This is a genomic window from Vogesella sp. XCS3 (assembly GCF_020616155.1).
Taxonomy (GTDB): domain Bacteria; phylum Pseudomonadota; class Gammaproteobacteria; order Burkholderiales; family Chromobacteriaceae; genus Vogesella.
Genome location: NZ_CP085530.1, coordinates 1560512 through 1586090, shown reverse-complemented (window position 1 = coordinate 1586090; position 25579 = coordinate 1560512). Strand labels below are relative to the sequence as shown.

Annotated in this window: 23 protein-coding genes; 10 read left to right on the top strand and 13 right to left on the bottom strand. The window is 62.3% G+C overall.

Annotated elements, in window-relative coordinates; genetic code table 11:
* Positions 1–131: 131 nt before the first annotated feature.
* Both LCH97_RS07530 and yiaY read left to right on the top strand, forming a co-directional pair.
* Positions 132–2984, top strand: coding sequence for an adenosylcobalamin-dependent ribonucleoside-diphosphate reductase (locus LCH97_RS07530; RefSeq protein WP_227304652.1), 2853 nt, complete (start codon positions 132–134; stop codon positions 2982–2984).
* 291 nt (positions 2985–3275) lie between these two features.
* Complete coding sequence (gene yiaY, locus LCH97_RS07525; RefSeq protein ID WP_227304649.1) at positions 3276–4406, top strand: L-threonine dehydrogenase; 1131 nt, start codon at positions 3276–3278, stop codon at positions 4404–4406.
* Between the two features lie 69 nt (positions 4407–4475).
* Here yiaY and LCH97_RS07520 read toward each other — a convergent pair whose 3' ends face one another.
* Positions 4476–5375, bottom strand: a complete 900-nt coding sequence (locus LCH97_RS07520) for a LysR substrate-binding domain-containing protein (protein ID WP_227304646.1) — start codon at positions 5373–5375, stop codon at positions 4476–4478.
* A gap of 98 nt (positions 5376–5473) precedes the next feature.
* Between LCH97_RS07520 and LCH97_RS07515 the strand changes: the two genes are divergently transcribed.
* The 3 genes from LCH97_RS07515 to LCH97_RS07505 all read left to right on the top strand — a co-directional run bounded on the left by LCH97_RS07515 (position 5474) and on the right by LCH97_RS07505 (position 7806).
* Positions 5474–6712, top strand: a complete 1239-nt coding sequence (locus tag LCH97_RS07515) for an MFS transporter (RefSeq protein WP_227304643.1) — start codon at positions 5474–5476, stop codon at positions 6710–6712.
* Positions 6713–6725: 13 nt separating this feature from the next.
* Entirely contained in the window at positions 6726–7196 is a 471-nt protein-coding gene (locus LCH97_RS07510; protein ID WP_227304640.1) for a RidA family protein, read from the top strand.
* 64 nt (positions 7197–7260) lie between these two features.
* Positions 7261–7806, top strand: coding sequence for an NADPH-dependent FMN reductase (locus tag LCH97_RS07505; RefSeq protein WP_227304637.1), 546 nt, complete (start codon positions 7261–7263; stop codon positions 7804–7806).
* Positions 7807–7879: 73 nt separating this feature from the next.
* On the opposite strand, the gene LCH97_RS07500 is transcribed toward LCH97_RS07505, so the two are convergent.
* From LCH97_RS07500 to LCH97_RS07485, 4 genes are all read right to left on the bottom strand, one after another.
* A complete protein-coding gene (locus tag LCH97_RS07500) occupies positions 7880–8725 on the bottom strand; it encodes a transporter substrate-binding domain-containing protein (protein ID WP_227304634.1) in 846 nt (281 codons plus the stop codon).
* Positions 8726–8821: 96 nt separating this feature from the next.
* Positions 8822–9868: a tRNA 2-thiouridine(34) synthase MnmA gene (gene mnmA / locus LCH97_RS07495; RefSeq protein ID WP_255619332.1), complete on the bottom strand. Its 1047-nt coding sequence runs from the start codon at positions 9866–9868 to the stop codon at positions 8822–8824.
* A gap of 26 nt (positions 9869–9894) precedes the next feature.
* Positions 9895–10374 (bottom strand): hypothetical protein, encoded by a 480-nt coding sequence (locus LCH97_RS07490; RefSeq protein ID WP_227304628.1) that lies wholly within the window; start codon positions 10372–10374, stop codon positions 9895–9897.
* A gap of 71 nt (positions 10375–10445) precedes the next feature.
* Positions 10446–10919: an NUDIX hydrolase gene (locus LCH97_RS07485; protein ID WP_227304625.1), complete on the bottom strand. Its 474-nt coding sequence runs from the start codon at positions 10917–10919 to the stop codon at positions 10446–10448.
* A 77-nt stretch (positions 10920–10996) separates the two neighbouring features.
* Here LCH97_RS07485 and LCH97_RS07480 point away from each other — a divergent pair, with 77 nt between their 5' ends.
* Both LCH97_RS07480 and bfr read left to right on the top strand, forming a co-directional pair.
* Positions 10997–11191 (top strand): (2Fe-2S)-binding protein, encoded by a 195-nt coding sequence (locus tag LCH97_RS07480; RefSeq protein ID WP_147683861.1) that lies wholly within the window; start codon positions 10997–10999, stop codon positions 11189–11191.
* A 115-nt stretch (positions 11192–11306) separates the two neighbouring features.
* Positions 11307–11777, top strand: a complete 471-nt coding sequence (gene bfr, locus LCH97_RS07475) for a bacterioferritin (protein ID WP_017508476.1) — start codon at positions 11307–11309, stop codon at positions 11775–11777.
* A gap of 68 nt (positions 11778–11845) precedes the next feature.
* On the opposite strand, the gene LCH97_RS07470 is transcribed toward bfr, so the two are convergent.
* On the bottom strand, positions 11846–13426 hold the full coding sequence (locus tag LCH97_RS07470) for a YdgA family protein (protein ID WP_227304620.1): 1581 nt from the start codon (positions 13424–13426) through the stop codon (positions 11846–11848).
* 223 nt (positions 13427–13649) lie between these two features.
* Here LCH97_RS07470 and LCH97_RS07465 point away from each other — a divergent pair, with 223 nt between their 5' ends.
* The gene (locus LCH97_RS07465; protein ID WP_227304616.1) at positions 13650–14831 is read left to right on the top strand and encodes a fatty acid desaturase; all 1182 of its coding nucleotides are present in this window, start codon (positions 13650–13652) and stop codon (positions 14829–14831) included.
* Positions 14832–14943: 112 nt separating this feature from the next.
* Positions 14944–15288: a RidA family protein gene (locus LCH97_RS07460; RefSeq protein WP_026107885.1), complete on the top strand. Its 345-nt coding sequence runs from the start codon at positions 14944–14946 to the stop codon at positions 15286–15288.
* Between the two features lie 93 nt (positions 15289–15381).
* Here the strand turns inward: LCH97_RS07460 and LCH97_RS07455 are convergent, their stop codons facing one another.
* From LCH97_RS07455 to sbcB, 7 genes are all read right to left on the bottom strand, one after another.
* Positions 15382–16926: a DHA2 family efflux MFS transporter permease subunit gene (locus LCH97_RS07455; RefSeq protein ID WP_227304613.1), complete on the bottom strand. Its 1545-nt coding sequence runs from the start codon at positions 16924–16926 to the stop codon at positions 15382–15384.
* Between the two features lie 9 nt (positions 16927–16935).
* A complete protein-coding gene (locus tag LCH97_RS07450) occupies positions 16936–18120 on the bottom strand; it encodes an efflux RND transporter periplasmic adaptor subunit (RefSeq protein ID WP_227304610.1) in 1185 nt (394 codons plus the stop codon).
* A gap of 38 nt (positions 18121–18158) precedes the next feature.
* On the bottom strand, positions 18159–19562 hold the full coding sequence (locus LCH97_RS07445) for an efflux transporter outer membrane subunit (protein ID WP_227304607.1): 1404 nt from the start codon (positions 19560–19562) through the stop codon (positions 18159–18161).
* A gap of 121 nt (positions 19563–19683) precedes the next feature.
* Positions 19684–20196 carry a MarR family transcriptional regulator gene (locus LCH97_RS07440; RefSeq protein ID WP_227304604.1) on the bottom strand — a complete coding sequence of 171 codons (513 nt, stop codon included), beginning with the start codon at positions 20194–20196 and terminating at the stop codon, positions 19684–19686.
* 28 nt (positions 20197–20224) lie between these two features.
* A complete protein-coding gene (gene miaA / locus LCH97_RS07435; protein ID WP_227304601.1) occupies positions 20225–21169 on the bottom strand; it encodes a tRNA (adenosine(37)-N6)-dimethylallyltransferase MiaA in 945 nt (314 codons plus the stop codon).
* 96 nt (positions 21170–21265) lie between these two features.
* Positions 21266–22036, bottom strand: coding sequence for a sulfite exporter TauE/SafE family protein (locus LCH97_RS07430; RefSeq protein ID WP_227304598.1), 771 nt, complete (start codon positions 22034–22036; stop codon positions 21266–21268).
* A gap of 143 nt (positions 22037–22179) precedes the next feature.
* The gene (gene sbcB / locus LCH97_RS07425) at positions 22180–23604 is read right to left on the bottom strand and encodes an exodeoxyribonuclease I (RefSeq protein ID WP_227304595.1); all 1425 of its coding nucleotides are present in this window, start codon (positions 23602–23604) and stop codon (positions 22180–22182) included.
* An 836-nt stretch (positions 23605–24440) separates the two neighbouring features.
* On the opposite strand from sbcB, the gene LCH97_RS07420 reads away from it, so the two are divergent.
* Positions 24441–25484 carry a hypothetical protein gene (locus LCH97_RS07420; protein ID WP_227304591.1) on the top strand — a complete coding sequence of 348 codons (1044 nt, stop codon included), beginning with the start codon at positions 24441–24443 and terminating at the stop codon, positions 25482–25484.
* Positions 25485–25579: the final 95 nt, after the last annotated feature.

Here is a 25579-nt window from a genome sequence, read left to right as displayed (position 1 = left end):
CGCCAGCAATACTGGCCGTGAATGCCAGCTGCGCCTTTGACCCCTATCAATGCCCTGTACCACTAAAAATTGTGTAATCTGCCGATTGGGGTGCTACATATGGTGGTGTGGTCATGAGACGGGAGCAGGCAATGGCATGGGTGGAACAAGACATTTCGCGTGAAGTACTGCTGGAAAAATACGCCAAGAACGGCGAACAGAGCATGAGCGAGGTACGCCAGCGCGTCGCGCGGGCGCTGGCCGAGCAGGAAAGCGACCCGGCGCGCTTTGCGCCGCTATTCTTTGCCGCTCTGGACCAGGGTTTTATTCCCGGCGGGCGCATCAACTCGGCTGCCGGTACCGACCTGAAAGCCACCCTCATCAACTGCTTTGTGCAGCCGGTGGGCGATGCGGTATCGCAAAGCGAAAACGGCAAGGTAGGCATTTACGAGGCGCTGCTGCAGTCGGCCGAGACCATGCGCCGTGGCGGCGGCGTGGGCTACAACTTTAGCCGTATCCGCCCGCGTGGCGCCCAGGTCAAGGGTACCAATAGCCGCGCTTCCGGCCCGGTTTCCTATATGCGCGTGTTCGACCGCAGCTGCGAAACGGTGGAGTCGGCCGGCGCGCGCCGTGGCGCGCAAATGGGCGTGCTGGACGTGAGCCACCCGGATATCGAAGACTTCATCCACGCCAAAGACCAGGGCGATCTGCGCAATTTCAATATGTCGGTAGGCGTGTCCGACACCTTCATGCAGGCGGTAGAGACCGACGGTGACTGGCCGCTTACCCACGCGGTAGCCCCGGCCAACAGCGCTTTCCCCGGCAGCTACCAACGCGAAGACGGGCTGTGGGTATACCGCACCGTGCGCGCGCGCGACCTGTGGCAGCAGATCATGCACAGCACCTACGACCACGCCGAGCCCGGCGTGCTGTTCATGAGCAAGATCAACGCCGACAACAACCTGTCGTACTGCGAAGTGATCGAGTCCACCAACCCGTGCGGCGAGCAGCCATTACCGGACTACGGCTGCTGCGACCTGGGTTCTATCAATCTGTGCGGCTTTGTGCGCCAGCCGTTTGGCGAGCACGCCAGCTTTGACTACGCCGCCTTCGAGCAAGTGGTGCGCACCGCCATCCGCATGCTGGACAACGTGCTGGACCTCACCGTGTGGCCGCTGGTGGAGCAAGAGCGCGAAGCGCAAAACAAGCGCCGTGTCGGGCTGGGCTTTACCGGGCTGGGCGACGCGCTGATCATGCTGCGTGTGCGCTACGACAGCGAAGAGGGCAGAAGGTTGGCCGCGAGCATCGCCGAGCGCATGCGCGACGCCGCTTACGACGCCTCGGTAGACCTGGCTATCGAGAAGGGCGCGTTCCCGTTATTCGACGCCGAGCGCTACCTGGCGGCGCCGCACTGCGCCAGCCGGCTGCCGGCAGCGATCCAGGCGCGCATCCGCCAGCACGGCATCCGCAACTCGCACCTGTTGTCGATTGCGCCTACCGGTACCATCTCGCTGGCGTTTGCCGACAATGCGTCCAACGGTATCGAGCCGCCGTTCAGCTGGTTTTACACCCGTAAAAAGCGCATGGCCGACGGCAGCCAGCAGGAATACCTGGTAGAGGACCACGCCTACCGCGTGTACCGCATGCAAGGGGGCGATACCAGCGCGCTGCCCGATTACTTTGTCAGCGCGCTGCAGATGAGCGCGCTGGACCACATGCGCATGGTGGCGGCAGTGGCGCCGTTCATCGATACGGCGATCTCCAAAACGGTGAACGTGCCGGCCGATTACCCGTTTGACGACTTCGAAAGCCTGTACCTGGAAGCCTGGCGTGCCGGGCTGAAAGGCATTACCACCTACCGCCCCAATAGCGTGCTGGGCTCGGTGCTGTCGGTGGCGCCGGCTGCGGCCAACCCTGGCAGCCAGACGCTGCCGCAAGACCTGAACCAGAGCGACCCGGACCGCCGCATCACGCTGAACAGTGCACCCAGCCCGGCGCTGGCCAGCCTGAAATGGCCACACCGGCCCAAACTCAAGCACGGCAACCCGTCGTGGACCTTCATGGTAGAAGGCGAGGAGGGCGATTTTGCCGTGATGGTGGGCCATATCGATGGCAGCCAGCTGGGGGAAGCGGCGCTGCCGTTCGAATGCTGGGTCAATGGCGACGTGCCGCGTGGCCTGGGCGCCATCGCCAAAACGCTATCCATGGACATGCGCTGCCGCGACCGCGCCTGGTTGGCCGCCAAGCTGGACGCACTGGCCGCCACCCGCGGCGACCGCCATTACCGCGTGGAGCTGGCCGACGGTGCGCTACAGAGCAGCGCCGCCGCCGCCGCGCTGGCGCGCGTGGTGAAATACCGTGTGGCACAGCTGGGCGCGCTGGAAGGCGCCGATGGCGACGCCACACCGGTGATGGACGCGCTGTTTGCCCGCAAGGAGCCCAAGTCCGGTGCCGATGGCACCATCAGCTGGTCGGTAGACGTGGTCAACCCGCAAACCGGCGACGACTTTGCCCTGTTCGTGAAAGAGCTGGTGCTGCCCAATGGCCAGCGCCGGCCGTACTCCATGTGGCTGGCCGGCCACTACCCGCGCGAGCTGGACGGGCTGTGCAAGATGCTCAGCCTGGACATGCGCGTGATCGACCCGGCGTGGATAGGCATGAAGTTGCGCAAGCTGCAAAGCTACGCCGAGCCGCAGGCCGACTTTTTTGCCCGCACACCAGGCAGCGACAAGTCGCAAAGCTGGCCGTCTACCGAGGCGTATCTGGCGCGGCTGATCATCCACCGCTACGCCATGCTGGGCATCCTCAGCGAGGAAGGTGTACCGGTAGAGGATATGGGCGTGATGGTGCCGGAGCAGGGCGAGCTGTTTGGTAACAGCGTGGTCAGCCCCGCGGCCGCAACCATGGCGGGCAAGGCCTGCCCCGAGTGCGGTAACCGCGCGCTGATCAAGAAAGACGGCTGCGAATTCTGCACCGCCTGCGGCCACGTAGGGGCGTGCGGCTAGCCCCGTTTGCGTAGGGACCACGTGCCGCCTGCGGGCGGCATTTTGCTGTCTGCCACGGTTTTGGTATCGATTTCAGTATTTTTTACCATGCAGCGAAATGCCAGCCAGCATGATAGCTAACTGCTTGGGGCTGCTGCGGGGTGTTTTCCAGCGTGACAGGGTTGGTAAGTGAAAGTTCATTGCCGATTAATATAATTTGTAGCGTGGGTATCACTTGATTTGGCGCAAAAAGCGCTTGGCCAGAAAGCGTAGCCTGCAGGCATGAGATCGTTTTCATGAAAGGGCAAGAAAATGGCTGTTAGCGAATTCCACATCCCCGCACTTAACCTGATGGGCGCCGGTAGCGTACAAAAAGCAGTAGACGCCATGCAGGCCCGTGGTCTGCGCCGCACCCTGATCGTCACCGATACCGGCCTGGTGAAGGCCGGCCTGGTCGCCCAGGTGCAACAGCAGTTGGCCGCGGCCGATATCCAGTCTTTCGTGTTTGACGGTGTGCAGCCTAACCCCACTACGGCCAACGTAAATGCCGGCCTAGCCTTGCTGCAGGATAAAGCCTGTGACAGCGTGATCTCGCTGGGTGGCGGCTCGCCGCACGACTGCGCCAAAGCCATCGCACTGGTGGCGGTGAACGGCGGCAAGATCCAGGATTACGAAGGCGTGGACAAGTCGGCCAAGCCGCAGCTGCCGCTGGTGGCCATCAACACCACCGCCGGTACCGCCAGCGAAATGACCCGTTTCTGCATCATTACCGACGAGTCGCGCCATATCAAAATGGCCATTGTGGATAAACACACCACGCCCATCCTGTCGGTGAACGACCCGGAAACCATGGTCGGCATGCCGGCCAGCCTGACTGCCGCTACCGGTATGGATGCGTTGACGCACGCGGTAGAAGCCTATGTCTCCACCGCGGCCAACCCGATTACCGACGCTTGCGCACTGAAAGCGGTGAGCCTGATTGCGGCCAACCTGCGCGCAGCAGTCAGCGATGGCAAGGACATGGCTGCGCGCGAGCAGATGGCTTACGCCCAGTTCCTGGCCGGTATGGCGTTCAATAATGCCTCGCTGGGCTATGTGCACGCGATGGCGCACCAGCTGGGTGGCTTCTATGACCTGCCGCACGGTGTGTGCAATGCGGTACTGCTGCCGCACGTGCAGGCGTTCAATGCCCGCGTAGCGTCGGCCCGGCTGGCCGATGTGGCGGTGGCGCTGGGTGCCGAAGCCAGCGCCGAGGCAGCACTGGCGGCCATCCGTCAGCTGGCGGCCGATGTGGGTATTCCGGCCGGCCTGACCCAGCTGGGGGTGAAAGATGCCGATATTCCGACACTGGCGGCCAACGCGCTGAAAGACGCCTGCGGCCTGACCAACCCGGTGCAGCCGACGCAGGCCGAAGTAGAAGCGATTTATCGCGCCGCCCTGTAAGCGGGTAGCCTTACCGGGTAGTGCCAAAGCCGGTGCCTGTGCACCGGCTTTTTTGCGTGCCGGCCAGGGCTAGGGTGCGGCCGCACCGGCGGCCAGCATGGCGTCCACAAAGGCGGCAACCAGCGGCGAGGTGTCGCGTTCGCGCCAGGCCACGGTCAGCGTCATGTAGGCGTGGCTATCCAGCAGCGGCACATAGCAGATGCCGGGCAGCTGCACGCACTGCAGCGGTGCCGGTAGTACTGCTACGCCCAGCCCGGCGTCCACCAGGCCGATCTGGGTGGTGGCCTCACCGGCCAGCTGGTGGACGCGCCACTCGAAACCGGCCTCGCGTGCCAGTTTTTCTAGGCGGCGGGTGAGCCAGTTGCCGGTGCTGGACGGGTAGCCGATGATGCGTTCGCCAGCCAGCTGTGTCAGGGCAATGCCGCTGCTGGCCGCCAGCGGGTGGCTGCGCGGCAGGACTGCGCACAGGCGGTCGCGCCGCACTTCGCGCAGCGCAATTCCCGGCGTGTCCTCTTCGCCATTAAAGCGCACCACGCCTACATCCAGCTTGTTGCTGCCCAGCAGCTGGAACTGCTCGCGGGTAAATTCTTCGTGAAAGTGCAGGGTGACGTTGCCGTGTTGCTGGCGAAAGCGCTGCAGTGCGGCCGGCAGCAGCGACATCAGCGGCAGCGAGGAGGTAAAGCCGATGTTCAGCTCGCCAATTTCGCCACGGGCGGCACGGCGTGCTTCGTCGGCTGCCTGGCTGGCGCCTTCCAGCAAGGCGCGCGCGCGTAGCAAAAAGCGCTCGCCAGCGGCCGTGAGTTTGACCGCGCGCTGGTGCCGTTCGAACAGGCGTACGCCCAGCTCGTCTTCCAGCGCGCGTATCTGCTGGCTAAGCGGCGGCTGTGCCATGTGCAGGCGCTCGGCAGCGCGGGTGAAGTGCAGCTCTTCGGCTACCGCCACGAAATAGCGCAGGTGTCGCAGCTCCATTTGATACTTTCAATGTATTAATGCTTATTGAAATATATATTGGACGTTGCCATGCGCCAAGCCTAGGCTGACACCATTCCCTGACAAGGTGTCGGATCATGTCTTGTGCTTCTGCTGTGCTGGCCCGTGTGGCCGGCGATACTACCCCGCATCACGCTGGCTCTGCCGCCTGGTGGCGTGCCACCTGGGCGGCGGCGATTGGCGGCTTTGCGACGTTTGCCCTGCTGTACGGCGTGCAACCATTGATGCCTCTGTTTGCTACGCAGTACGGCCTGTCGCCCGCGGCGGCCAGTGCGGTGCTGTCCTCTGCCACCTTGCCCATGGCGCTATTGCTGATACCGGCCAGCCTGCTGGCGGAAAAGGTTGGCCGCACGCCCTTGATGGTGGCCTCGCTGGCCGGCGGGGTGCTGTTGTCGTGGCTGGCGGTGTGGAGCAGCAGTTTTGGCTGGCTGCTGTGGTGGCGGGCGCTGTTTGGCGTGCTGATGGCCGGCTTGCCGGCGCTGGCGTTGTCTTACCTGTCCGAAGAGCTGGCGCCGGAGTCACTGGGGCGCGCGGTGGGCTTGTATATTGCGGCCAACGCGCTGGGTGGCATGAGCGGGCGCTACGTGGCGGCGGTAGTGGCCGACGCCTGGGGCTTGCAGGCCGGGCTGCTGGCACTGGCGGTAATGGGTACCCTGGCCGCGCTGCTGTTCTGGAAGCTGCTGCCGCCGTCGCGCCGCTTTGTGCCGCGCCCGGTGTCGCTGGCCAGTGTGCTGGCGGATAGCCGTCAGCATTGGCGCGACCCTGGTTTGTCGCGCCTGTTTTTGCTGGGCTTCATGTTGATGGGCGGTTTTGTCAGCCTGTACAACTACCTGGGCTTCCGCCTGCAGGCGGCACCGTTCGGCCTGTCGCAAAGCGCCATTGGCCTGATTTTCTTGCTGTACGTGGTGGGCATGGTGTCGTCCAATCTGGGCGGGCGCTGGGCCGACCGCCACGGCCGCCGTGTGGTGCTGTGGAAAACGGTGGCGCTGATGCTGCCTGCGCTGCTGCTGACGCTGAGCCAGAACCTGTGGCTGGTGGTGGCCGGTGTGGCCTTGTTTACCTTTGGCTTCTTTGCCGCGCACTCGGTGGCGGCCAGCTGGGTTGGCCGCCGCGTGCAGCACGCCCGCGCGCTGGCTTCGGCGTTTTACCTGACATCGTACTACCTGGGCTCGGCCTTTATCGGTAGCGGCTCCGGCCTGATGTGGCGGCTGGACGGCTGGCCGGGCGTGGCCGGGTTGATCGGTGCTCTGTTGTGTCTGTGCCTGTATTTGACCTGGCAGCTGCGCGGTGTCGAGCCGCTGCCGGTATCGAAATGACAAGGAGCATGCGATGACTCGCGATCAACAACTGGCGGCGGCTTGCATCGCCGAGGGGCTGGACCCGAATGAGGCGCTACAGATCGGTGGCCAGTACGTGCCGCTGCTGCAGCACGGCCAGGAGCTGCACATCAGCGGCCAGATCCCGCGTGTGGGCAGCCAGGTGGTGGTGTGTGGCCGCGTGGGGGAGAGCTGCAGCGAAGCCGAGGCGCAGCGTGCAGCCCGCATCGCCTGCCTGCGCGCGCTGGTGTTGCTGTACCAGCACCTGGGCTCGCTGGACGGGGTGGCGCGCATCCTGCGCCTGAACGTGTATGTGCAGAGTGCGGCCAACTATACCCGCCAGAGCGAGGTGGCCAATGGCGCCTCGGCGCTGCTGTACCAGCTGCTGGGTGAGGCCGGCGTGCACGTGCGTACCTCGGTAGGCGTTTACCAGCTACCCAAGAACGCGGCGGTGGAGCTGGATATGGTCGCTATTGCGGCCTGATGTCAGGCTGGCGCACGGCGCGGCCATGGCGTATACCTGAGGAGTCACCACCAAGGAGTAAGCCATGAGCCTGAATGTTGTTGCCATTTGTGGCAGCCTGCGCCAGAAGTCTGCTAATAAAGGCCTGCTGCGCTACGCCGCGGCCAACCTGCCTGAAGGCATGCAGCTGACCATTGCCGACCTGTCCGATATGCCGTTCTATAACGCCGATATCAGCGACAAGCCAGCCCCCGTGCAGCGCCTGCTGGGCCAGCTGGCCGCTGCCGATGCACTGTTGTTTGCCTGCCCGGAGTACAACTACTCCATCGCCCCTGCGCTGAAAAACGCGCTGGACTGGGCCTCGCGCGAGCCGGGCAATGCGCTGCTGTCGGGCAAGCCTGCGGCCATCATGGGGGCGGGTGGTGGCATGGGTACCTCGCGTGCGCAGTACCATCTGCGCCAGGTATGTGTGTACCTGAACCTGCACGTGCTGAACCAGCCAGAGGTGTTTGCCAATGCCTTTGCCGGCGGGTTTGACGGTGATGGTAACCTGCTGGATGCGGCGATCCAGGAAAATATCCGCAAGCAGTTGGCCGCATTGCAGGCCTGGCATGCGCAGCTCAAGGGCTAATGCCGTAGGGCATTAGCTACGCGACAAGGCCGCGCCCACGGGCGCGGCCTTGTTGTTTTTACGGCGAGCGTGACTAGGGGCTGTACCACAGCTCTTTGCGTTGTAGCGGTGTTTCGGCCGGTAGCAGGGGGTTGCCAAGCCGGATGATCACCCGCTTGTCCAGCTGCAGGCGGCGCAGGGTGCCTGCGTGAAACTGCCGGAACAGGCGCTCGAAGCTGCCGTCGCTAATGGCGCGCTCCAGCCCGGTTTCCAGCATGCTGGCCAGGGCTTTGTTGCCCGGCGCCACAAAAAAATAAAACGCGGTGGGGTAGTGGATCAGGATGTACGGGTCGATGCTGATGCCACTGTTGCGATGGGCCAGATATTCGTTTTCTATCTCGATGGCTGCGCGGGGAAAGTAGTCGAAACGCTGCTGGTTCAGCATGCTGAACAGCGGCTCGTAGTCGGAAGAAGTCAGCACCGTCAACCCGGCGGCACGCAGGATGCTGACGTCCGGCCAGTCGTGGCCCTGGCCGGCGCTGAAAGCGCGTAGGTCGCTGATGTTTTTGACGTCGGCCAGTAGTTGCTCACGGCCTTCCCCCACCAGTGCGACTCGCCAGCCTATCAGGCCCTTGTATAGCGGGATGCGCACCGGCAGCAGCTGGCGCTCGCGTTCCTTGCTGGTCATGGTCCATAGCAGGTCGATGCTGTTGTTCGGGCGTTGCAGCTGCAGGATGGCACGGCTTTGTACCATAGGGCGGGCGGCCTGCAGCTTGCAGTCCGTGCCGGACTTGTTGCAGGCCAGGCGCAGCAGCGCCAGCATGTATTGCTGTTGCGGGTCGTTGGCGGTAGCCAGAAGCGGGTAGCGGATAAGCGTGGCGGCCTGGCTGCAGGTGGCTAGCCACAACAACAGCCAGGCGACATGGCGTAACGATGACATGATAAAGGCCCCGTTGCAGTGATATTGCATCATAGGAATCTATCCCTAATCTGCATAAATCACCACAGGCCGGGGCCTGGTTATGAGCTGGCTAGCTTACTGGATGATGCCGCCACCCAGGCAGATATCGCCGTCGTACAGCACGGCAGACTGGCCGGGAGTTACCGCCCACTGCTTGTCGCGGAAGGTCAGCGTGGCCTTGCCATCTACCACTGGCGACAGGCTGCACGGCGCGTCGGCCATGCGGTAGCGGTTTTTGGCGGCGTAGTCGCCAGCTGCCGGGGTGTGCGGCAGCGTCCAGGACAGGTCGTCCATCTGCAGCGTGGGCTTCAGCAGCAGCGGGTGGTCGTGGCCCTGCACCACCACCAGGCGGTTGGCTGCCATATCCTTGCCTGCAACAAACCACGGGTCGCCGGTGCCATCCTTGGCGCCGCCGATATTCAGGCCTTTGCGCTGGCCCAGGGTATAGAACATCAGGCCAACGTGTTCGCCCACCACCTTGCCGTCCGGCGTCACCATCTCGCCCGGCTTGGTGGGCAGGTAGCGCTGCAGGAACTCGCGGAACGGGCGTTCGCCGATAAAGCAGATGCCGGTGGAGTCTTTCTTGCCCGCAGTGGGCAGGCCGGCTTCTTCGGCCAGGCGGCGTACTTCGGTTTTATGGATATCGCCCAGCGGGAAGATGGCGCGCGCCAGCTGGTGCTGCTGCAGGCGGTACAGGAAGTAGCTCTGGTCCTTGGTGTGGTCCACACCCTTCATCAGGTAGTGCATACCGCCCTGTTCCAGCTTGCGCGCGTAATGGCCGGTGGCGATGCAGTCGGCACCCATGGCCATGGCGTAGTCCAGGAAGGCCTTGAACTTGATTTCGGCGTTGCACAGCACGTCCGGGTTGGGGGTGCGTCCGGCCGAATATTCTTTCAGGAAGTACGAAAAAACGCGGTCTTTGTATTCCTTGGCAAAGTTCACGATTTCCATATCGATGCCGACAATGTCGGCCACGCTCATCGCGTCCAGCGCATCCTGCTTGATAGAGCAGTATTCGTCGTCGTTATCGTCTTCCCAGTTTTGCATGAACACGCCGATAACCTCGTGGCCTTGCTGCTTCAGTAGCCAGGCCGTTACCGATGAGTCCACACCGCCGGACATGCCGACAACAATACGTTTTTTACCCGTCACGGGGAAAATCCTTCCTTCCAAAGTGCAAGAGGCACCACCACCGGTGGTGCCCCGAAATGTCGGAACCAGCTATCCATTACCCAGATCTGGCCACTGTCGCTATCTTGCAAGGCCACGGCATGGTGCTCATCAAGCAGCAGCGGTGCGCGAAATACATCGGCAGACAGCTGGTGATAGCGCAATAGCCGGTGATCCTGCAGCAGGGCCAGCAGGCTGTGCAGATTATGTGTGTGGTCGATGCAGTCCATGCGGCCTATCAGGCGGGCGTCTTCATGGTTGCCGCCCTGGTCTTCTGCAATCGGCAGCACCTGTGCGGCGATCTGGTAATACGCCAGGGCAACATCCTGCAAAGCCGCACGCTCCTCAGCCGCACTATCGGCCTGGCGCAAGCGCTGTTCGAACCAGATCAGGGCATCGGGCTGTAAATCAATGGCACTGCTGCGATCGCAACCGTAATGGTAACAGAGGGTTAGCACCTCTGCACCGGCGCGGGGGGCGGGCAGGGCGAGGCATAACGATAAAAGCAGGGCTGCCCGGCGCATGCTGGCTAGCGTCCGTGGTGGTAAATGCTGGCCAGCGGCAGCCGCTGCCCGGCCAGGTAGTCGTCCAGACAGCGGCCCACCAGCGGGCTGCGCCACATGGCTTGCCGGGCGCGGATCTCGGCCGGCGTCAGCCACACGGCTTCCACGATGCCCTCATCCAGCTGGCTGCGTAGTGGCTGGCCATCTGCCTGGCACACGAAGGCAAAGCGCAGATAGGTGATGCCGCTGCTGTCGTCCTTGTCAGCCAGGTAAATGCCGCTTAGCGCCACAGGGTTGGCCGCATAGCCGGTTTCTTCCAGCGCTTCACGCGCGACAGCCTGTAAGAGTGTTTCGCCGTATTCCAGGTGCCCGGCTGGCTGGTTCAGGCGCAGGCCGTGTTCGGTGTTTTCACACACCATCAGGAAGCGGCCATCGCGTTCGATGATGGCGGCCACGGTAGTGTTGGGTTTCCACTGCGTATCGGGGATAGGGCTGTTCATATTAATTGACAATCGTTATCATTTGTTTCTAATATACACGTATTGCGACTTATTCTTAATCATCAACAGGTGCTGCCATGTACGTTTGCCTTTGCCACGGTGTAACCGACCGCGACATTCGCCAGGCTGTCTTCGACGGCGCCGTCACCATGCGCGATCTGGCGCGTGATCTGGGCGTGGCCACCGAGTGCGGCCGCTGCGCCTGCAGCGCCAACCAGGTGCGCAAGCAAACTTTGCTGCAAATCAGCGAGCCAGAGCTGGTAGCTGCCTGATTCTTCTACAGAATCAGAACCATTCCTATTGCATTTTCGCTATGCGCCGTTGGCTTGTCATTGCATAAATTTGTGCCATAATCCCTGCAATTCGATATAGCAGGAGGTCACAGCCATGCAAGGCGACAAGAAAGTCATCAAGTTTCTGAACCAGATTCTCAAAACCCAGCTTACCGCCATCAACCAGTACTTCCTGCACGCCCGTATCTTCAAGAACTGGGGCCTGAAAGAGCTGAACGAGCACGAATACCACGAATCCATCGTGGAAATGAAAAACGCCGACAAGCTGATCGAACGCATTCTGTTCCTGGAAGGCCTGCCTAATCTGCAAGACCTGGGCAAGCTGTACATCGGTGAGAACACCCAGGAAATCCTGGAATGCGACCTGAAGCTGGACACCGAAAGCCTGCCGCTGCTGAAAGACGCCATCGCCTACTGCGAGTCGGTAAAAGATTACGTTACCCGCGACTTGCTGACCGAGATGCTGGAAAGCGAAGAAGAGCACATCGACTGGCTGGAAACCCAGCTGGGCCTGATCGAGAAACTGGGCCTGGCCAACTACCAGCAAAGCATGATCGAAGACTGAGCCCAAGCCGGCATCAGCCAATAAGCAAAAAGCCCGTCAAATGACGGGCTTTTTGCTTCCGGCCAACCTTACTGGGCGGCGGAAGCATCGGCAGGTGCCGGTTCTTCCGGCTCCTGCCAAGGCAGCGCCACACCGTGGTTGTTTACCTTCAGGATGCCTTCGTTGAACAGCAAGCTGGTGCTGATCTGGCTACCTTCGCGGCGGATCAGCTTTTGCGCGGCCCATTCGTCCAGCTGGGCCGATAGCAAGCTGCGCGCCAGGGCGTCGATCTCTTCCAGATTCGGCTGGTCTTCTGCGCTGGCGTCCACGGTAAACAGGTTGCGTGCTTGCGCTACCACCAGGTTTTCCAGGGTTTGCTGCGGCAGCTCGATATTAGCCTGCGCTGTAAAACGCTTCAGGAATAGCAGGGTGTTTTTCAGGTCACTCTGCTGGAAGCCTTTCAGCGCCAGGCTGCCGCTGGCTTGCGCCACGCCGCTTGGCATTTTCAGATAGAAGGTATTTACCATCAGCTTCGGGTCGTTCTGCAGCAGGGGCAGGCCTTCTTTCACGATGGTGTCCAGGTATTTCTTGCGCAGCTGCGCCGGCTCCAGGCCCTGGAAGGGCAGCTTGCCCAGCGCGTCGTCCAGTTTCACCAGGGTAGGGCCGTGCAGGTGGTTGGCCGAAATGTCCAGCTTGAACGGGCCGTACACGCTGTCGTTGTAGGCAAAACGGTCGAAATCCAGCTTGCCGCGGGTGTTGACGAAGTCGTCCTGCTCGCTGGTGACAATCTGGTATTTCAGTTTGGACAGGCCAACGTTGGACGGGCGGAATTCGCCGGACGGGTTGATGAACTCGCCCACGCGCACGCGGCCCACCAGATAGATCAGCTCGTTCAGCTTGATGCTGTAGGGGATGGCTTCGTTCCAGTTGAGCTTGATGTCGCCCACTGTCAGCTCGCTGCTACCCAGCTTTACCCCGCTGCTGCCGGGGCGGACTTCAGACAGGTATTTCACGCTGTCGAAAGCAAACCGGCCTTTCGGGCCCGCTTCCAGCGTAAAGCCCGGGCTGGTGGATTCGACGTGGTATTCCTTGTAGCCGGCCTGGTAATTGACTTTCAGGTCGAAGCCTTTCCAGTTCATTTTCACGCCAGCCAGCGTTTCTTCGTAGTCGAAGGTCGGGATGGTGACAGCCAGCTCGCCGCCGCCAGTGAGGCCCAGGCGGTTGATCACCGTAATGGGTGGCGCATCGCCAAAGAAGCGCTGTAGTGTCTTGCGCGTGGCATCGCTCATGTCGAACTCGGTACGCACTATGGCGCGCGCCGGCCGCAGATCCATGTCGAACAGGCCGGGTAGCAGGCCGTGGCGTACCTGGTGGCGATAGCGCAGCGTACCGCCCAAGAGCGGGCGCAGGTTTTCCGGCAGCAGGCCGATGTAAGGGCCCAGCAGCTGCTGGTTCAGCGCCAGTTCGGTGGTTTCTTCGGACGAGAACCAGCCGCGCTCGTACTGGTGCGATTTCACCGTGAATACCGACATCGAGGCAATCATGCGGTGCTGTTCGGCCAGGGTTTCTTCGGCCTTGATGCCCGCCCAGTAGGCAAAGCCACTGTACAGTACGAAGGCACCGGCGATACCGGCGGCAGCCAGTTTGAGGTGTTGCTTGTTAACGTTCACGATCCGGCCTGAAAAACGAAATGAACGGGCATCTTACAATACCTGCGCCGGCTTATGAATCGGCATGCGGGCCGATGTTGGCCGCATCAAGCTTGTGCTTTGAATTTTCATGGCATTTTGCGTAGTTTTCTATGGGGGGCTTTGGTGAATATGCTGGGTTTCAACAAGGCAATGCGTGTAAAATCGGGCCCTGTCTCTACGTACCATGAGGTTTGACGCATAAATGGAATGGCTTAACGGTCTGATCGACCTGCCCTGGTGGGGCTATATCGTGGTGGCGCTGGTGCTCACCCACATCACCATTGCTTCTGTCACCATTTTTCTGCACCGCCATCAGGCGCACCGTGCGCTGGATCTGCACCCGATTCCTAGCCATTTCTTCCGTTTCTGGCTGTGGCTGACCACCGGCCAGGTTACCAAGGAGTGGGCTTCCATTCACCGTAAACACCACGCGCGCTGCGAAACCGCGGAAGACCCGCACAGCCCGCAAGTGCTGGGTATCGACAAAGTGCTGTGGCAAGGTGCCGAGCTGTACCGTGCGGCCTGCAAAGACCGCAGCATCATGGAAAAATTCGGTCACGGCACCCCGGACGACTGGCTGGAGCGCCACGTGTACACCGGCCAGACCGGCAAGGGCATCTTGCTGATGCTGGTGATCGACCTGGTTCTGTTCGGTGCTGCCGGCCTGGCGATCTGGGCGGTGCAGATGGCGTGGATCCCGTTTTTTGCCGCTGGCGTGATCAACGGCATTGGCCACTACTGGGGTTATCGCAACTTCGAAAACGAAGACGCCTCTACCAATATCGTGCCTTGGGGCATCCTGATTGGTGGTGAGGAGTTGCACAACAACCATCACACCTTTGGTACCTCGGCCAAGCTGTCGTACAAGTGGTTCGAGTTCGATATCGGCTGGATGTATATCCGCATCATGGAAATCCTGGGTCTGGCCAAGGTGCGCAAAGTAGCGCCGCGCCTGGTGCAGAATGCGGCCAACCCGCAGCTGGACCTGGACCACCTGCAAGCCATTATTGCCAACCGCTACGCCGTGGCCGCCCGCTATGCGCGCGAGCTGAAAGATGTGTACCGCGCCGAGGCCGCCAAGATCCAGTTGCCGGAGCTGGGTAATACCGACCTGGCACGCAAGATGAAGGTATGGCTGAAGCAGGACGCCAAAGACACCCCTATGGCCGAGCGTGCCCAGTTGGCCGCGGTACTGGCCAAGAGCCAGGTGCTGAACACCGTGTACAGCATGCGCCAGGAGCTGACCCGTTTGTGGGAGCGTTCTTCGCTGACCCGTGACGAACTGCTCAAAGAGCTGCAGGACTGGTGCAACCGTGCCGAGGCCAGCGGTATCGAATCGCTGCAGCGCTTTGCACAGAGCCTGCGCACGGCTGCCGTAGCCTAAGCCTGTCACTCGCTGTCAAAGCGCCGCCTTGTGCGGCGCTTTTTTATTGCAGCTGGCGCGCGCGGCTGCGCTACAATCCGCGCTTTCCCTTGTTATTGCTACAGGAGCTGCCATGAGTATCTATCGTCATCTGCCGGGTAAACGCATGTCCGAAGCCGTGGTGGTCAACGGCCTGATCTACACCGTACAGGTGCCGGAAAGTGGCCAGGGCAACGCCCGCGAGCAGACAGCAGAAACCCTGGCGCTGGTAGACAAGGTGCTGGCCGAGCTGGATAGCGACAAGACCCGCATTATTGAAGCCACCATCTTCATGCCGGACCTGGCCGAGTTCGACCAGATGAACGAGGCCTGGGACGCCTGGGTGGCGGAAGGCCACGCGCCGGTGCGCTGCACGGTAGGTGCCAAGCTGGCCCACCCGGACTGGAAGGTAGAGATCCGCATTGTGGCCGCGCGCTAGGTTTTGCGGCGCTAAAAACAACAAGGGCAAGGTTGTTAGACCTTGCCCTTGTTGCATGCTGCGGCCAACGTTGGCCGCACGTGGTGCCCAGTGTTAGTGCCCGGCGTCCACCACCGGTGGGGCCCCGGCTGCCGCCTTGGGCGGGCGCGCCAGCCACACCAGGCCGGTGAGCAGCAGGAACAGCCCCGCCGCCAGCCAGAAGATTTCGTTGGCGCCGATAAACAGCCCCTGGCGGCTGATGTCGCGCGTCAGCAGGGCGGCGGCCTGCTCCTGGCTCAGCCCCAGCTGCTGCATGCCAGCCAGCGTCTGGCGCGTGCTGTCGTCGTACAGGCTGATACGGTCGGTTAGCTGCACATGGTGGATACCTTCGCGGTGCTCCCACTGCCAAGTGGTGAGCGAGGCACCCACCGAGCCGGCCAGCGTACGCAGAAAGTTGGACAGGCTGGACGCACTGGCCAGCTGTTGCGGCTTCATGTTTGACAGCGTGATGGTAGTCAGCGGCATGAAGAAACCCGCCAGCGCGATACCTTGCACAAACTGCGGCCACACCACATCGGCAAAGGTCATGTCCGGGTTAAAGGTGACCGCGCGCCACCAGAAGCACAGGGCAAACACCAGAAAGCTCACCGTGACCACCCAGCGCATATCCAGCCGCTGGGCGTTCTTGCCGATGACCGGCGACAGCAGCACGGGCAGAATGCCCACCGGCGCGGTGGCCAGGCCGGCTTCGGTAGCGGTAAAGCCCATCTGCGTCTGCATCAGCAGCGGCATCAGCACAATGGCGCCAAAGTACAGCATGAAGCCCACGCTTACCGAAATCACCCCCACGGTAAAGTTGCGGTCACGGAACAGCGACAGGTCGATTACCGGGTGCTTGTCGGTGAGCTCCCACACCACCAGGTAAGACAGGCTCAGCAGCGCCACCACGCCGTACAGCATGATTTCGCCAGAGTGGAACCAGTCCAGCTCCTTGCCGCGGTCCAGCATCATCTGCAGGCAGCCCACGCCCAGCACCAGCAGCGTGAGGCCAACCTTGTCGATAGGCAGCTGCAGGATGGTGGTTTCGCGGTGGCGCAGCTCGCGCCAGCTCAGCCACGCCGCCACCACGCCCACCGGCACGTTGATGAAGAAAATCCAGCTCCAGTGCCAGTTGTCCGACAACCAGCCGCCCAGGATAGGGCCGAAGATCGGCGCCACGATGATGGTCATGGTCCACAGCGCCATGGCAATGGCGCGCTTTTCCGGCGGGTAGCTCTGCAGCAGCAGGCTTTGCGACAGCGGAATCATCGGCCCCGCCAGCGCACCTTGCAGTACGCGGAACAGGATCAGCAGCTCCAGGCTGGGCGCCAGGCCGCACAAGAGCGAAGACAGCACAAAGCCGATGGTGGCGATCAGGAACAGCCGTACTTCGCCCAGCTTTTTGGCCAGCCAGCCGGTGATGGGTACCGCAATGGCGTTGGCCACGCCAAACGAGGTAATCACCCAGGTCCCCTGGCTGGTGGATGCACCCAGGTCGCCGGCGATAGTGGGGATGGCTACGTTGGCGATGGTGGTGTCCAGCACCTGCATGAAGGTCGCCAGCGACAGCGCCAGCGTTACCAGCGTGCGCGAGCGCCCTTGTAGCGGGGGGTGTGCCATGCAGCCTCCTTATTTGCCGATGTTGGCCGCAACAATTTGCGCCACGCGGCGGTCGGCTTCGGCCAGCTTGCCGTCAAATACACTGGTCGCCAGTACCGGCGCTGCTTTGGGGGCGGCGCTCAGCAAGGGGCCATCCTGCTGGCTGGTGTCCACGCTGACGTGCATGGACAAGCCCAGGCGTAGCGGGTGGGCTTTCAGCTCGGCCGGGTCCAGCGCAATGCGCACCGGCACGCGCTGTACCACCTTGATCCAGTTGCCGGTGGCGTTTTGCGCCGGCAATAGCGAGAACACGCTGCCGGTACCCGCACCCAGGCCGGCTACCTTGCCGTGGTAGGTCACATCGTCGCCGTACTGGTCGGCGTGCACCTCTACCGGCTGGCCGATGCGCAGGTCTTGCAGCTGTACTTCCTTGAAGTTGGCATCCACCCAGGCGCTATCCAGCGCGGCGATGGCCATCAGCGGGGTGCCAGGGGCAATGCGGGCGCCGGGCTGGGCGCTGCGGCGGGCGATTTGCCCGGCCAGCGGGGCGCGAATCTCGGTGCGCGACAGGGCCAGCCAGGCTTCGCGTACGGCGGCGGCAGCACGGGCGACGGCGGGTTGTTTCTCTGCGCTATCGGCCAGCACCAGGGCGCGGCTGGCTTTTTGGTCTTCGCGCGCGGCATTCAGCGCGGCCGTAGCGGCCGCCAGCTGGGCGCGGGCGGCGTTGGCCGCATCGCGTGCATGCTGGACTTCCTCTTGCGCGATGGCTTGTTCTTTGGCGGCGGCCTCGCGGCGGGCCAGGTCACCGGCGCTGCGGGTGGCGTCTGCCTGGGCGCGGGCCAGGTCGGCTTCGCGCTGGGTCACTACCGCGTCGGCCTTGCCGCTCACCGAAATCAGCTGGCGGGTCTGGCGTACCGCCTGGGCCAGGTCGGCTTCCGCGCGGGCCAGTGCCAGGGTGGCATCGCTCTTGTCCAGGCTCACCAGCACATCGCCGGCCTGCACGGTGTGGGTGTCGTCAGCGTGAACGGCACGGATGCTGCCTGCCACCTGCGCAGAGATGGGAATCAGGTTGCCTGCCGCGTAGGCATCGTCGGTGCTTTGGTGATGACGCAGTGCCACAAACCAGTAGGCACCACCGGCCAGGCCGGCCAAAGCCAGCGCCAGGGTCAGGCGGGTGAGGGCGGTACGGCGGGCGTTCGGCTGCTGTTGGTCCATCGTGTTTTCCATGTTTTGTCCTTTCGATAGCGCAGCGCTTAGCTGGCGGCGCGCTGGCTACCCAGCGCACGCAACAGTGCGGCCTGCGCTTGCAGGCGTTGGGCACGGGTTTCGAGTGTGGTGAGGCGGGCCTGCGTGTAGCGGCGGTTTTCTGCCAGCCACTGGCTGCGCGATACCAGGCCGCTTTGCAGGCGAGCTTGCAGTACGCGCGCGGCTTCGTGGCGCGCGGCCTGGGCTGCCTGGGCCTGGCTTTCGGCCTGGTTCAGGTTATGTAGCTGGCTGCTGCGGTCGGCTGTTTCCTGAATGGCAGCGAGCAGCGTCTGGTTGTACTGCGCCACAGCTTGTTCATAGTCAGCGGTGCGGCCGGACAGGCGGGCATTCAGCTCGCCATTGCTGAAGATGGGCAGCGTCAGCGCCGGGGCAAAGCGCAGCAGGCGCGCGCCGGGGTCCAGCAAATTGGATAGCTCTGCCGACGATAATGCTGCCAGGCTGCCAATACGCAGGTCCGGGTAAAAGTCGGCACGTGCGGCGCGCATCGTGGCGCTGGCGGCTTCTACGCGCTCGCGCGCCGCCTGGATATCAGCACGCAGCCCCAGCATGGCGGTACTGTACTGGCTGCTATCCAGCTGCCATTGCGGTAGCGGGGCGTCTGGCAGCAGGGCCAGGCTGGCTTGTGGTTGAGCACTGAGGGCAGCCAGTGCGTGGCTGGCTTGTGCTTCGCGCTGGCTGGCGCGGGCCAGGCGCTCGCGGCTTTCGGCCAGCTGGGCTTGCAGCTGTGCCAGCTCTTCCGGCGCGGCCAGGCCGTGTTTGCTGCGGGTCTGGCTGTTTTGCAGCAGGGCTTCGGCCTGGGACAGGTCCTCGTGCAGCAGCTGCAGGGCGTGCTGGGCGGTACGCCATTCCAGATACTGGCTGCTCACGGCCCAGGCTAGCCATTGGCGTGCGTCATCGGCTTCCAGCTCGGCAGCGCGGGCCTGGCCGCGTGCAGCAGCGAGCTGGGCGCGGGTTTTACCCCAGAAATCGAAGCGGTAGCTGATGTCCAGGCCGACTGTTTCCAGGTTGGTATAGATGCCGCGGTAGGCGGGTGGGTTGTTGCCGTATTCGGAGCTGCGTTCGCGGGTAAAGCTGGCGCTACCGTTGACGCGCAGGCCATCGCTGCTGGCCACGCTGTCGCTGCTGGCGCGGGCGGCCCGCAGTTTGGCATCGGCCATGGTCAGGCGCGGGCTGCGTGCCAGTGCCACCGATACCAGTTTGTCCAGTACCGGGTCGTTCATGGCCGACCACCAGTTGGCCGCAATGTGCGGGTTGGCCGTTTGCACGGCCAGGGCTTCTGCACTTAGCAGGCTGGCGGAGGGCGGCGCCACGTCCGGTGTGGCGCAGCTGGCCAGCAGCAGGCTTAGCGGCAGTGCGGCCAGGGGGGGCATGCGGGTATTGATGTTACGCATGTAATTATCACCTGCGTTACTAGTTGGGCGTCAAAAAACCGGCCGTTTTACACGAGCCGGCTCTATCTTAATTAAGGCAATACTATTGCAAATGCTTCCAATCTGTATGAAACAGAATGTATCAGCCGCCTACCTTGCGCAAGAGCTTGCGTAGCATGCCATCCAGCAGGGCGCGCTCTTCTGGGCTGAAATCCTGCCACAGCTCGCGCATGCGCTGGCGTTGTTCCGGCATGACCATGGCGATAAAAGCCAGGCCTTTTTCGGTCAGGATCAGCTCGGTCTTGCGACGGTCTTCTTGCGAAGGCAGCCGCTGCATCATATCGCGCTGGCACAGGTCGTCCACCACACGGGTGGCGTTGGTGCGCGAAAACGCCAGCGCATCCGACAGCTCGGACGGGCTGATGCGTTGCTCTGGCCGCGCGTACAGCACCATCAGTGCCATCCACGTGGTTTCGTTCATATCGTGGCACTTCAGCGTTTCGTTGAAGTAGCCGGTAAGGTAGGGCTGGATATGAAAGAACAGCCGGGTGAGCAGCACTTCTTCGCGCGGGGCGCCGGGCATCTTGCGCGAGATGGTGTCCACGGCTTGTTCGCACGGGATGAAGCTATTGCAGCAGGTAGGGTATTCGGACATGGCAATATGGTAACGTGCGTTACTAGTTTTAACAAGCAGCCAGCCAGGCTTCCACCTGCTGTGCTACCGGAGTGAGCAAGTCGGCAGACTGGCAGTCTAGCGGGGTATTCTGCGGCATGCTGCGCAGCCAGGTGAGCTGGCGTTTGGCTAGCTGGCGGGTGGCGGCAATGCCGCGGTAGCTTAGCTCGGCCATATCGTACAGCCCGTCCTGGTATTCCCAGGCCTGGCGGTAGCCTACGCAGCGCATGGAGGGCAGATCCAGCGATAGCGTTGGGTACTGCTGGCGCAGCTGTGTTACTTCATCCAGAAAACCTTGCGCCAGCATTTGTTCGAAACGCAGGGCAATGCGCTGGTGCAGCCAGGCGCGGTCGGCAGGCTGCAGCGCCAGGCGCAGCGTGGCAAAAGTGGCGGCATCGTCGCGCCCCTGGCGCATCAGCTGCGACATGGGCTGGCCGCTGAGCAGGTAGACCTCCAGCGCGCGCTGGATGCGCTGCGCATCATTGGGGGCCAGCCGTGCTGCGGTTTCGGCGTCGATTGCGGCCAACCTTTGGTGCATGGCCGGCCAGCCGAGGCGGGCAGCGTCTTCTTCCAGCTGCGCACGCGTGGCGGCGTCGGCTTGCGGCAGGTCGGACAGGCCTTCCATCAGCGCCTTGAAGTACAGCATGGTGCCGCCCACCAGTAGCGGGATACGGCCACGGCTGCAGATGTCGGCTATCAGGCGGTTGGCGTCAGCGTGAAACTGCGCCGCCGAGTACGACACGGTCGGGTCGATGATGTCTATCAGGTGGTGCGGGCAGCTGGCCATCTCGGCGGCAGTGGGCTTGGCGGTGCCAATGTCCATGCCGCGGTAAACCAGCGCGGAATCCACGCTGATGATTTCTACCGGAAAGCGTTGCGCCAGCGCCAGTGCCAGGCCGGTTTTGCCGGAAGCAGTGGGGCCCATCAGCAGGATGGCGCGGTGTGGAGAAGTCATCGGGTAGCCAGAAGCAAAATGGAAGGGCGCTATTGTCGCACAAGGCGCCAAAAGAAAAAGCCGCCCGGGGCGGCTTTTTGCTGTCTGTTTCTGGCATTACATCACCAGTTTGGCGCCGATCAATACCATCATGATAGCCAGCGCGGGGCGTAGCCATTGCTCGGCCACACGGCGGGTCATGTGGCTGCCCAGCCAGATGCCCGGCAGAGAGCCCACCAGCAGCTGGCCCAGCAAGCCGTAATCCATATTGCCCATGCTGGCGTGCCCCAGGCCGGCTACCAGGGTAAGCGGTACAGCGTGGGCGATTTCGGTGCCCACCAGGCGGGCGGTTGGCAGCAGCGGGTACAAGGCAAAAATGGCCAGCGTGCCCAGTGCGCCGGCACCAATCGAGCTGAGCGTCACGATCACGCCCAGCACCACGCCGGTGGCGATGGTGGCCTTGACTGGCACATAGCCCTGCGGGCGGGGCGGGCTGATGCGCGCCAGTTGCTTCAGGATGAACGGTTTGAACAGGATAGCCAGCGCTGTCAGCATCAGGGCAAAGCCCAGCGTGACCTTGATGACCTTGTTGACGTGCGCGGTTTCCAGCTGCAGGAAATGCAGCACGGCCACGGTCAGCAGTGCGGCCGGTACGCTGCCCAGTGCCAGCAGGCGGGTAATGTGCCAGTCGATATGCTTTTGCTTGTGGTGTACCCACACGCCACCCATCTTGGTGATGCAGGCGTAGAGCAGGTCTGTGCCTACAGCCGTGGCCGGGTTGATGCCGAACCATAGCAGGATGGGCGTCATCAGCGAGCCGCCACCCACGCCGGTCAGGCCCACGATAAAGCCGACAACCAAGCCTGCAATCACATAGCCCAAGTCCATGGGGCACCCTTCGGTATTGACAGATAAGGGGCCATGCTAACCGATGGTCTTATTCGCCTTTAGACGAATTTCATGGTTAGTTATTCGGAAAATGAATAAAGAAGGCGGCCGCCAGCCCCTTCGCCATTGGCCGGCGGCGGAGGCTATTGTGGCAGCTGGCTCGCCCAGTCTTGCAGGGCTTGCAAAATGGCCTGCTGTGCTGGTGTGGCAGTGGCCGCCAGGGCAGCCAGCTCTTGCTGGAAGCTGGCATGGCTGCGCCCGCCGGGTTGGCCGCTATGCAGCTTTTGCCGGCACCATTGTTGCCAGTGCTGGGCCTCTTCCGGGCTGAGGCTATGCGGGAAGTTGCGTGCACGGTAGCGCCACAGCAGGCGGGTGAGCTGGCTATCTTCGAATGCGGGGCGTTCTGCGGCCAACTCGGGCGCCGACAATTGTTGCAGACGGTTCAGGATGCGGCGGTCGTTGTAGCTGACAAAGCCGCCGTACAGGTTTTCATCCACGTCGGGTACCTCGCCGGCTTCGCGGCGGAATACGGCTTTCCACACCGGTGTCAGGTCGGGCAGGGTGGCAGCGTGGGCGGCGTTTTGCAGCGCCAGTGGCTTGTCTATGCCCAGCTCGGCAGCGCGTGCGTCGCTGAGTACGGCCAGCTTGTTGCAGACAAAAGGCGATTTGTTGATGTGGATGCTTTTCAGCGGCAGCCGGCTGACGCCTTCCGGCAAATCGGCACTGCGGGTAAACAGGCGCTGGCGGATGTCGTCTGGCGACAAGCCGGCCAGCTGGCGCGGGTCGTGCGCCAGGTCCCAGACCAGTACTTCGTTCTTGTTGCTGGGGTGGTCGGCAATCGGCCACACAATGGCCACATTGCCGCGCTCGCTGCCAAACATGCCTGATACGTGTACCAAGGGTTGCGGGGCGTGCTGGCTGAGCTGGTGGCGCACCGCGTCTTTCTTGCGCAGGTCCAGGCAAAAGTCGAACAGCTTGGGCTGGCGCTGGCGAATCAGCCGTGCCAGCGCGATGGTGGCGCGCACGTCTGACAGCGCGTCGTGCGCCGCCTCGTGCGCCAGGCCGTTGGCCGCAGTGAGGTGTTCCAGCTTGAAACTGGGCAGGCCGTTGTCGTGGCGCGGCCAGTGAATGCCTTCCGGCCGCAGGGCGTAGGTGGTGCGTACTACGTCCAGCAGATCCCAGCGGCTGCAGCCGTGTTGCCATTCGCGCGCGTACGGGTCTTTCAGGTTGCGCCACAGCAGATAGCGCGTCACTTCGTCGTCGAAACGGATGGAGTTATATCCGACGCCAATGGTGCCGGGCTGGCCCAGCTCGCACTCGATGGCGGCGGCGAACTGGTGTTCGGGTACGCCCAGTTCGGCGCAGCGTTGTGGCGTAATGCCGGTAATCAGGCAGGCCTCCGGCGAGGGCAGAAAGTCCGGTGCCGGTTTGCAGTACAGCATGACGGGTTCGCCGATCTCGTTCAGCTCGCCATCGGTGCGGATGCCGGCAAATTGTGCCGGGCGGTCACTGCGTGGTACGGCACCGAATGTTTCGTAGTCGTGCCAGAAAAAGGTGGTTTGGGTCATGGCAGGCAGGGCGGCATAAAAGGAGATTGTCCCATCGAGTGTTCTGGCGGCCAAGCGGTGTGGAACTTGGGCGCAAGGCACGCTTCAAAGCTACCGTGGCACCACGGTGTTCACGTCCCCTGATGTTGTATTCCTTTGGCCGGGTTTGCGTTTGCAAGCTCGGCTTTTTTCGTATTGCAACAAAATCGAATTAATTTGCCCGCCGATACGAACATGCTGTTGGCTTGGTGCGAAAAAGCAGGTGCAGTTTTATCGGGGCGTGTTTGGCGCATGTTCAATACAGACAGCTGCAGATGATTGACAGGGTACAGGCGGGTGATGATGGCAATGGCGCAGGCTATGCTGGTGCGGAGTAGGGCTAAGTGGCTGATTTACCAGTGCTCGAACGGCAGGCAAAAAAAATGCGCGGGGTTTGATGCCCGCGCCAAGTCTACAAAGGAGAAATAGAGGAGAAACTATCAAGAAGCAATTGCTGCATCTCAACGAGGACGGATTATCCAGATCGCACTGGAGGGTGTCAATGTATACAATTTACAAAAGCGCAAAAAATATAACATTTCGTCGCGCATAGGATACATTGAATGTTCGAAGATGAAAATTGAGCGCTTGCTTGTTATGGCCGTGTAACAGCAAGCCGCAGCGGTGGGGCTTGATACGGGCCGCGGCAGCTACCATGCCCCTGCCCTAATCTGCACCGGGAGCCGGTAACGGGCTCGCCCTCGCTGCCCGGCTGTGCGAAAATACGGTTTTGCCCATCCCACCGGTTGTCAGCAATGAGCGATTTAAGCCCTGTTTTGCCCGATCCGCGCCAGTACCCCGAATCTTCTCCTTCTAATATGTTGATCCATTACGCGCAGTCTATTGCCAGTGCGCGTACGGAAGACGATCGTGCCATGTGGCAGGACTCGCTGCGTGCCGCGCTGCTGGAGATGCTGGAGCGTGAAGAGCTGCTGTCGTTGTCGGTAGCGCTGGCGATGGTGACTTCGCAGCAAACCTACCAGATCCTGTGGGATGCCCTGCGCGATGCTGCCGAGCGCCCGGATGGCGGCCGCCACGCGGTGGTATTCGCCGTACCGGTCGTACTGGTGGTGGGCAGCAAGAACAAGGTGACGCTGCCAGAGCGTATTGCCGATGTGGACACCCTGAATGGCTTGTTCCGCCAGCACGGCCTGTTTGCCCAGGGCGCAGAAGTATTCTTGTCCGGCAAGCTGTTGCACCCGGATTCCATTGTCGACATTTCATCGGCGCAAATTTACCGCTATACCCGCCAGCTGGCCGACGCGGCCCGCGGCCTGCCGCTAGACCTGCCTGCGGCGGCCATTACCGCCAAAGACGAGGGCGTGTTCCTGCGCTATCTGCTGGGCGTGGCTATCCAGGAAGAGGGCGCGCCTGCGCCGGTGAAACTGGGTGGCAGTGTGGGTGCCTGGGGCGTGCCATTGATGAAATTCCTGGGCGAGCAGCTCAAGACCGACGGTGTGACGCTGTTCCCGATTCCGCGCCCGCCCATGCCGCTGATGCAGGCTATTGCTGCGGCCAACCATGCCCGGCTGGAGGTGGCGTTGCAGGTGTTTGCCAGCAGCCAGATACGCCTGTTGCGCGATCAGGGTCAGGAGCCGGTAGCGGTGGTGTCCGCCCACGATAATGGCGAGCTGCACTTTACCGTGTCGGCCGCGGGTAACGAAAAAGACTGGGGTGGCTTTGTATGGCCGCTGGCAGCGCAGGATGTGGTCGGCCAGATCGAAACCAGTTTCCGCATCTTGATGGCCGAGTGCCAGGTAAGCGATGTGCGGCTGGTGCCGGATGTGCAGCCGGAAAGCCGTGATGGCATCCCGCTGTTTTTCACCGCAGACGACTGGCCTGTAAGCCAGACCCTGCAGTAAGACAACAGAATGGCGAAGGAACATGAATGCAATTCATTGTTTCTTCGCCATTTGTTCATTTCGGCCTGTTGCCGTAATGCGCTAGAATTTTTTCA

Excerpts from the sequence above, each read along its gene's own strand:
- LCH97_RS07500 (WP_227304634.1), bottom strand. The coding sequence starts at position 8,725 with ATGTCATCGTTACGCCATGTCGCCTGGCTGTTGTTGTGGCTAGCCACC.
- bfr (WP_017508476.1), top strand. The coding sequence starts at position 11,307 with ATGCAAGGCGACAAGAAAGTCATCAAGTTTCTGAACCAGATTCTCAAA.
- LCH97_RS07460 (WP_026107885.1), top strand. The coding sequence starts at position 14,944 with ATGAGTATCTATCGTCATCTGCCGGGTAAACGCATGTCCGAAGCCGTG.
- LCH97_RS07480 (WP_147683861.1), top strand. The coding sequence starts at position 10,997 with ATGTACGTTTGCCTTTGCCACGGTGTAACCGACCGCGACATTCGCCAG.
- LCH97_RS07450 (WP_227304610.1), bottom strand. The coding sequence starts at position 18,120 with ATGGACCAACAGCAGCCGAACGCCCGCCGTACCGCCCTCACCCGCCTG.
- LCH97_RS07445 (WP_227304607.1), bottom strand. The coding sequence starts at position 19,562 with ATGCGTAACATCAATACCCGCATGCCCCCCCTGGCCGCACTGCCGCTA.
- LCH97_RS07515 (WP_227304643.1), top strand. The coding sequence starts at position 5,474 with ATGTCTTGTGCTTCTGCTGTGCTGGCCCGTGTGGCCGGCGATACTACC.
- LCH97_RS07440 (WP_227304604.1), bottom strand. The coding sequence starts at position 20,196 with ATGTCCGAATACCCTACCTGCTGCAATAGCTTCATCCCGTGCGAACAA.
- LCH97_RS07430 (WP_227304598.1), bottom strand. The coding sequence starts at position 22,036 with ATGGACTTGGGCTATGTGATTGCAGGCTTGGTTGTCGGCTTTATCGTG.
- yiaY (WP_227304649.1), top strand. The coding sequence starts at position 3,276 with ATGGCTGTTAGCGAATTCCACATCCCCGCACTTAACCTGATGGGCGCC.
- miaA (WP_227304601.1), bottom strand. The coding sequence starts at position 21,169 with ATGACTTCTCCACACCGCGCCATCCTGCTGATGGGCCCCACTGCTTCC.
- LCH97_RS07520 (WP_227304646.1), bottom strand. The coding sequence starts at position 5,375 with ATGGAGCTGCGACACCTGCGCTATTTCGTGGCGGTAGCCGAAGAGCTG.
- LCH97_RS07420 (WP_227304591.1), top strand. The coding sequence starts at position 24,441 with ATGTTGATCCATTACGCGCAGTCTATTGCCAGTGCGCGTACGGAAGAC.
- LCH97_RS07465 (WP_227304616.1), top strand. The coding sequence starts at position 13,650 with ATGGAATGGCTTAACGGTCTGATCGACCTGCCCTGGTGGGGCTATATC.
- LCH97_RS07505 (WP_227304637.1), top strand. The coding sequence starts at position 7,261 with ATGAGCCTGAATGTTGTTGCCATTTGTGGCAGCCTGCGCCAGAAGTCT.
- sbcB (WP_227304595.1), bottom strand. The coding sequence starts at position 23,604 with ATGACCCAAACCACCTTTTTCTGGCACGACTACGAAACATTCGGTGCC.
- LCH97_RS07485 (WP_227304625.1), bottom strand. The coding sequence starts at position 10,919 with ATGAACAGCCCTATCCCCGATACGCAGTGGAAACCCAACACTACCGTG.
- LCH97_RS07530 (WP_227304652.1), top strand. The coding sequence starts at position 132 with ATGGCATGGGTGGAACAAGACATTTCGCGTGAAGTACTGCTGGAAAAA.
- mnmA (WP_255619332.1), bottom strand. The coding sequence starts at position 9,868 with ATGTCCGGCGGTGTGGACTCATCGGTAACGGCCTGGCTACTGAAGCAG.
- LCH97_RS07510 (WP_227304640.1), top strand. The coding sequence starts at position 6,726 with ATGACTCGCGATCAACAACTGGCGGCGGCTTGCATCGCCGAGGGGCTG.
- LCH97_RS07455 (WP_227304613.1), bottom strand. The coding sequence starts at position 16,926 with ATGGCACACCCCCCGCTACAAGGGCGCTCGCGCACGCTGGTAACGCTG.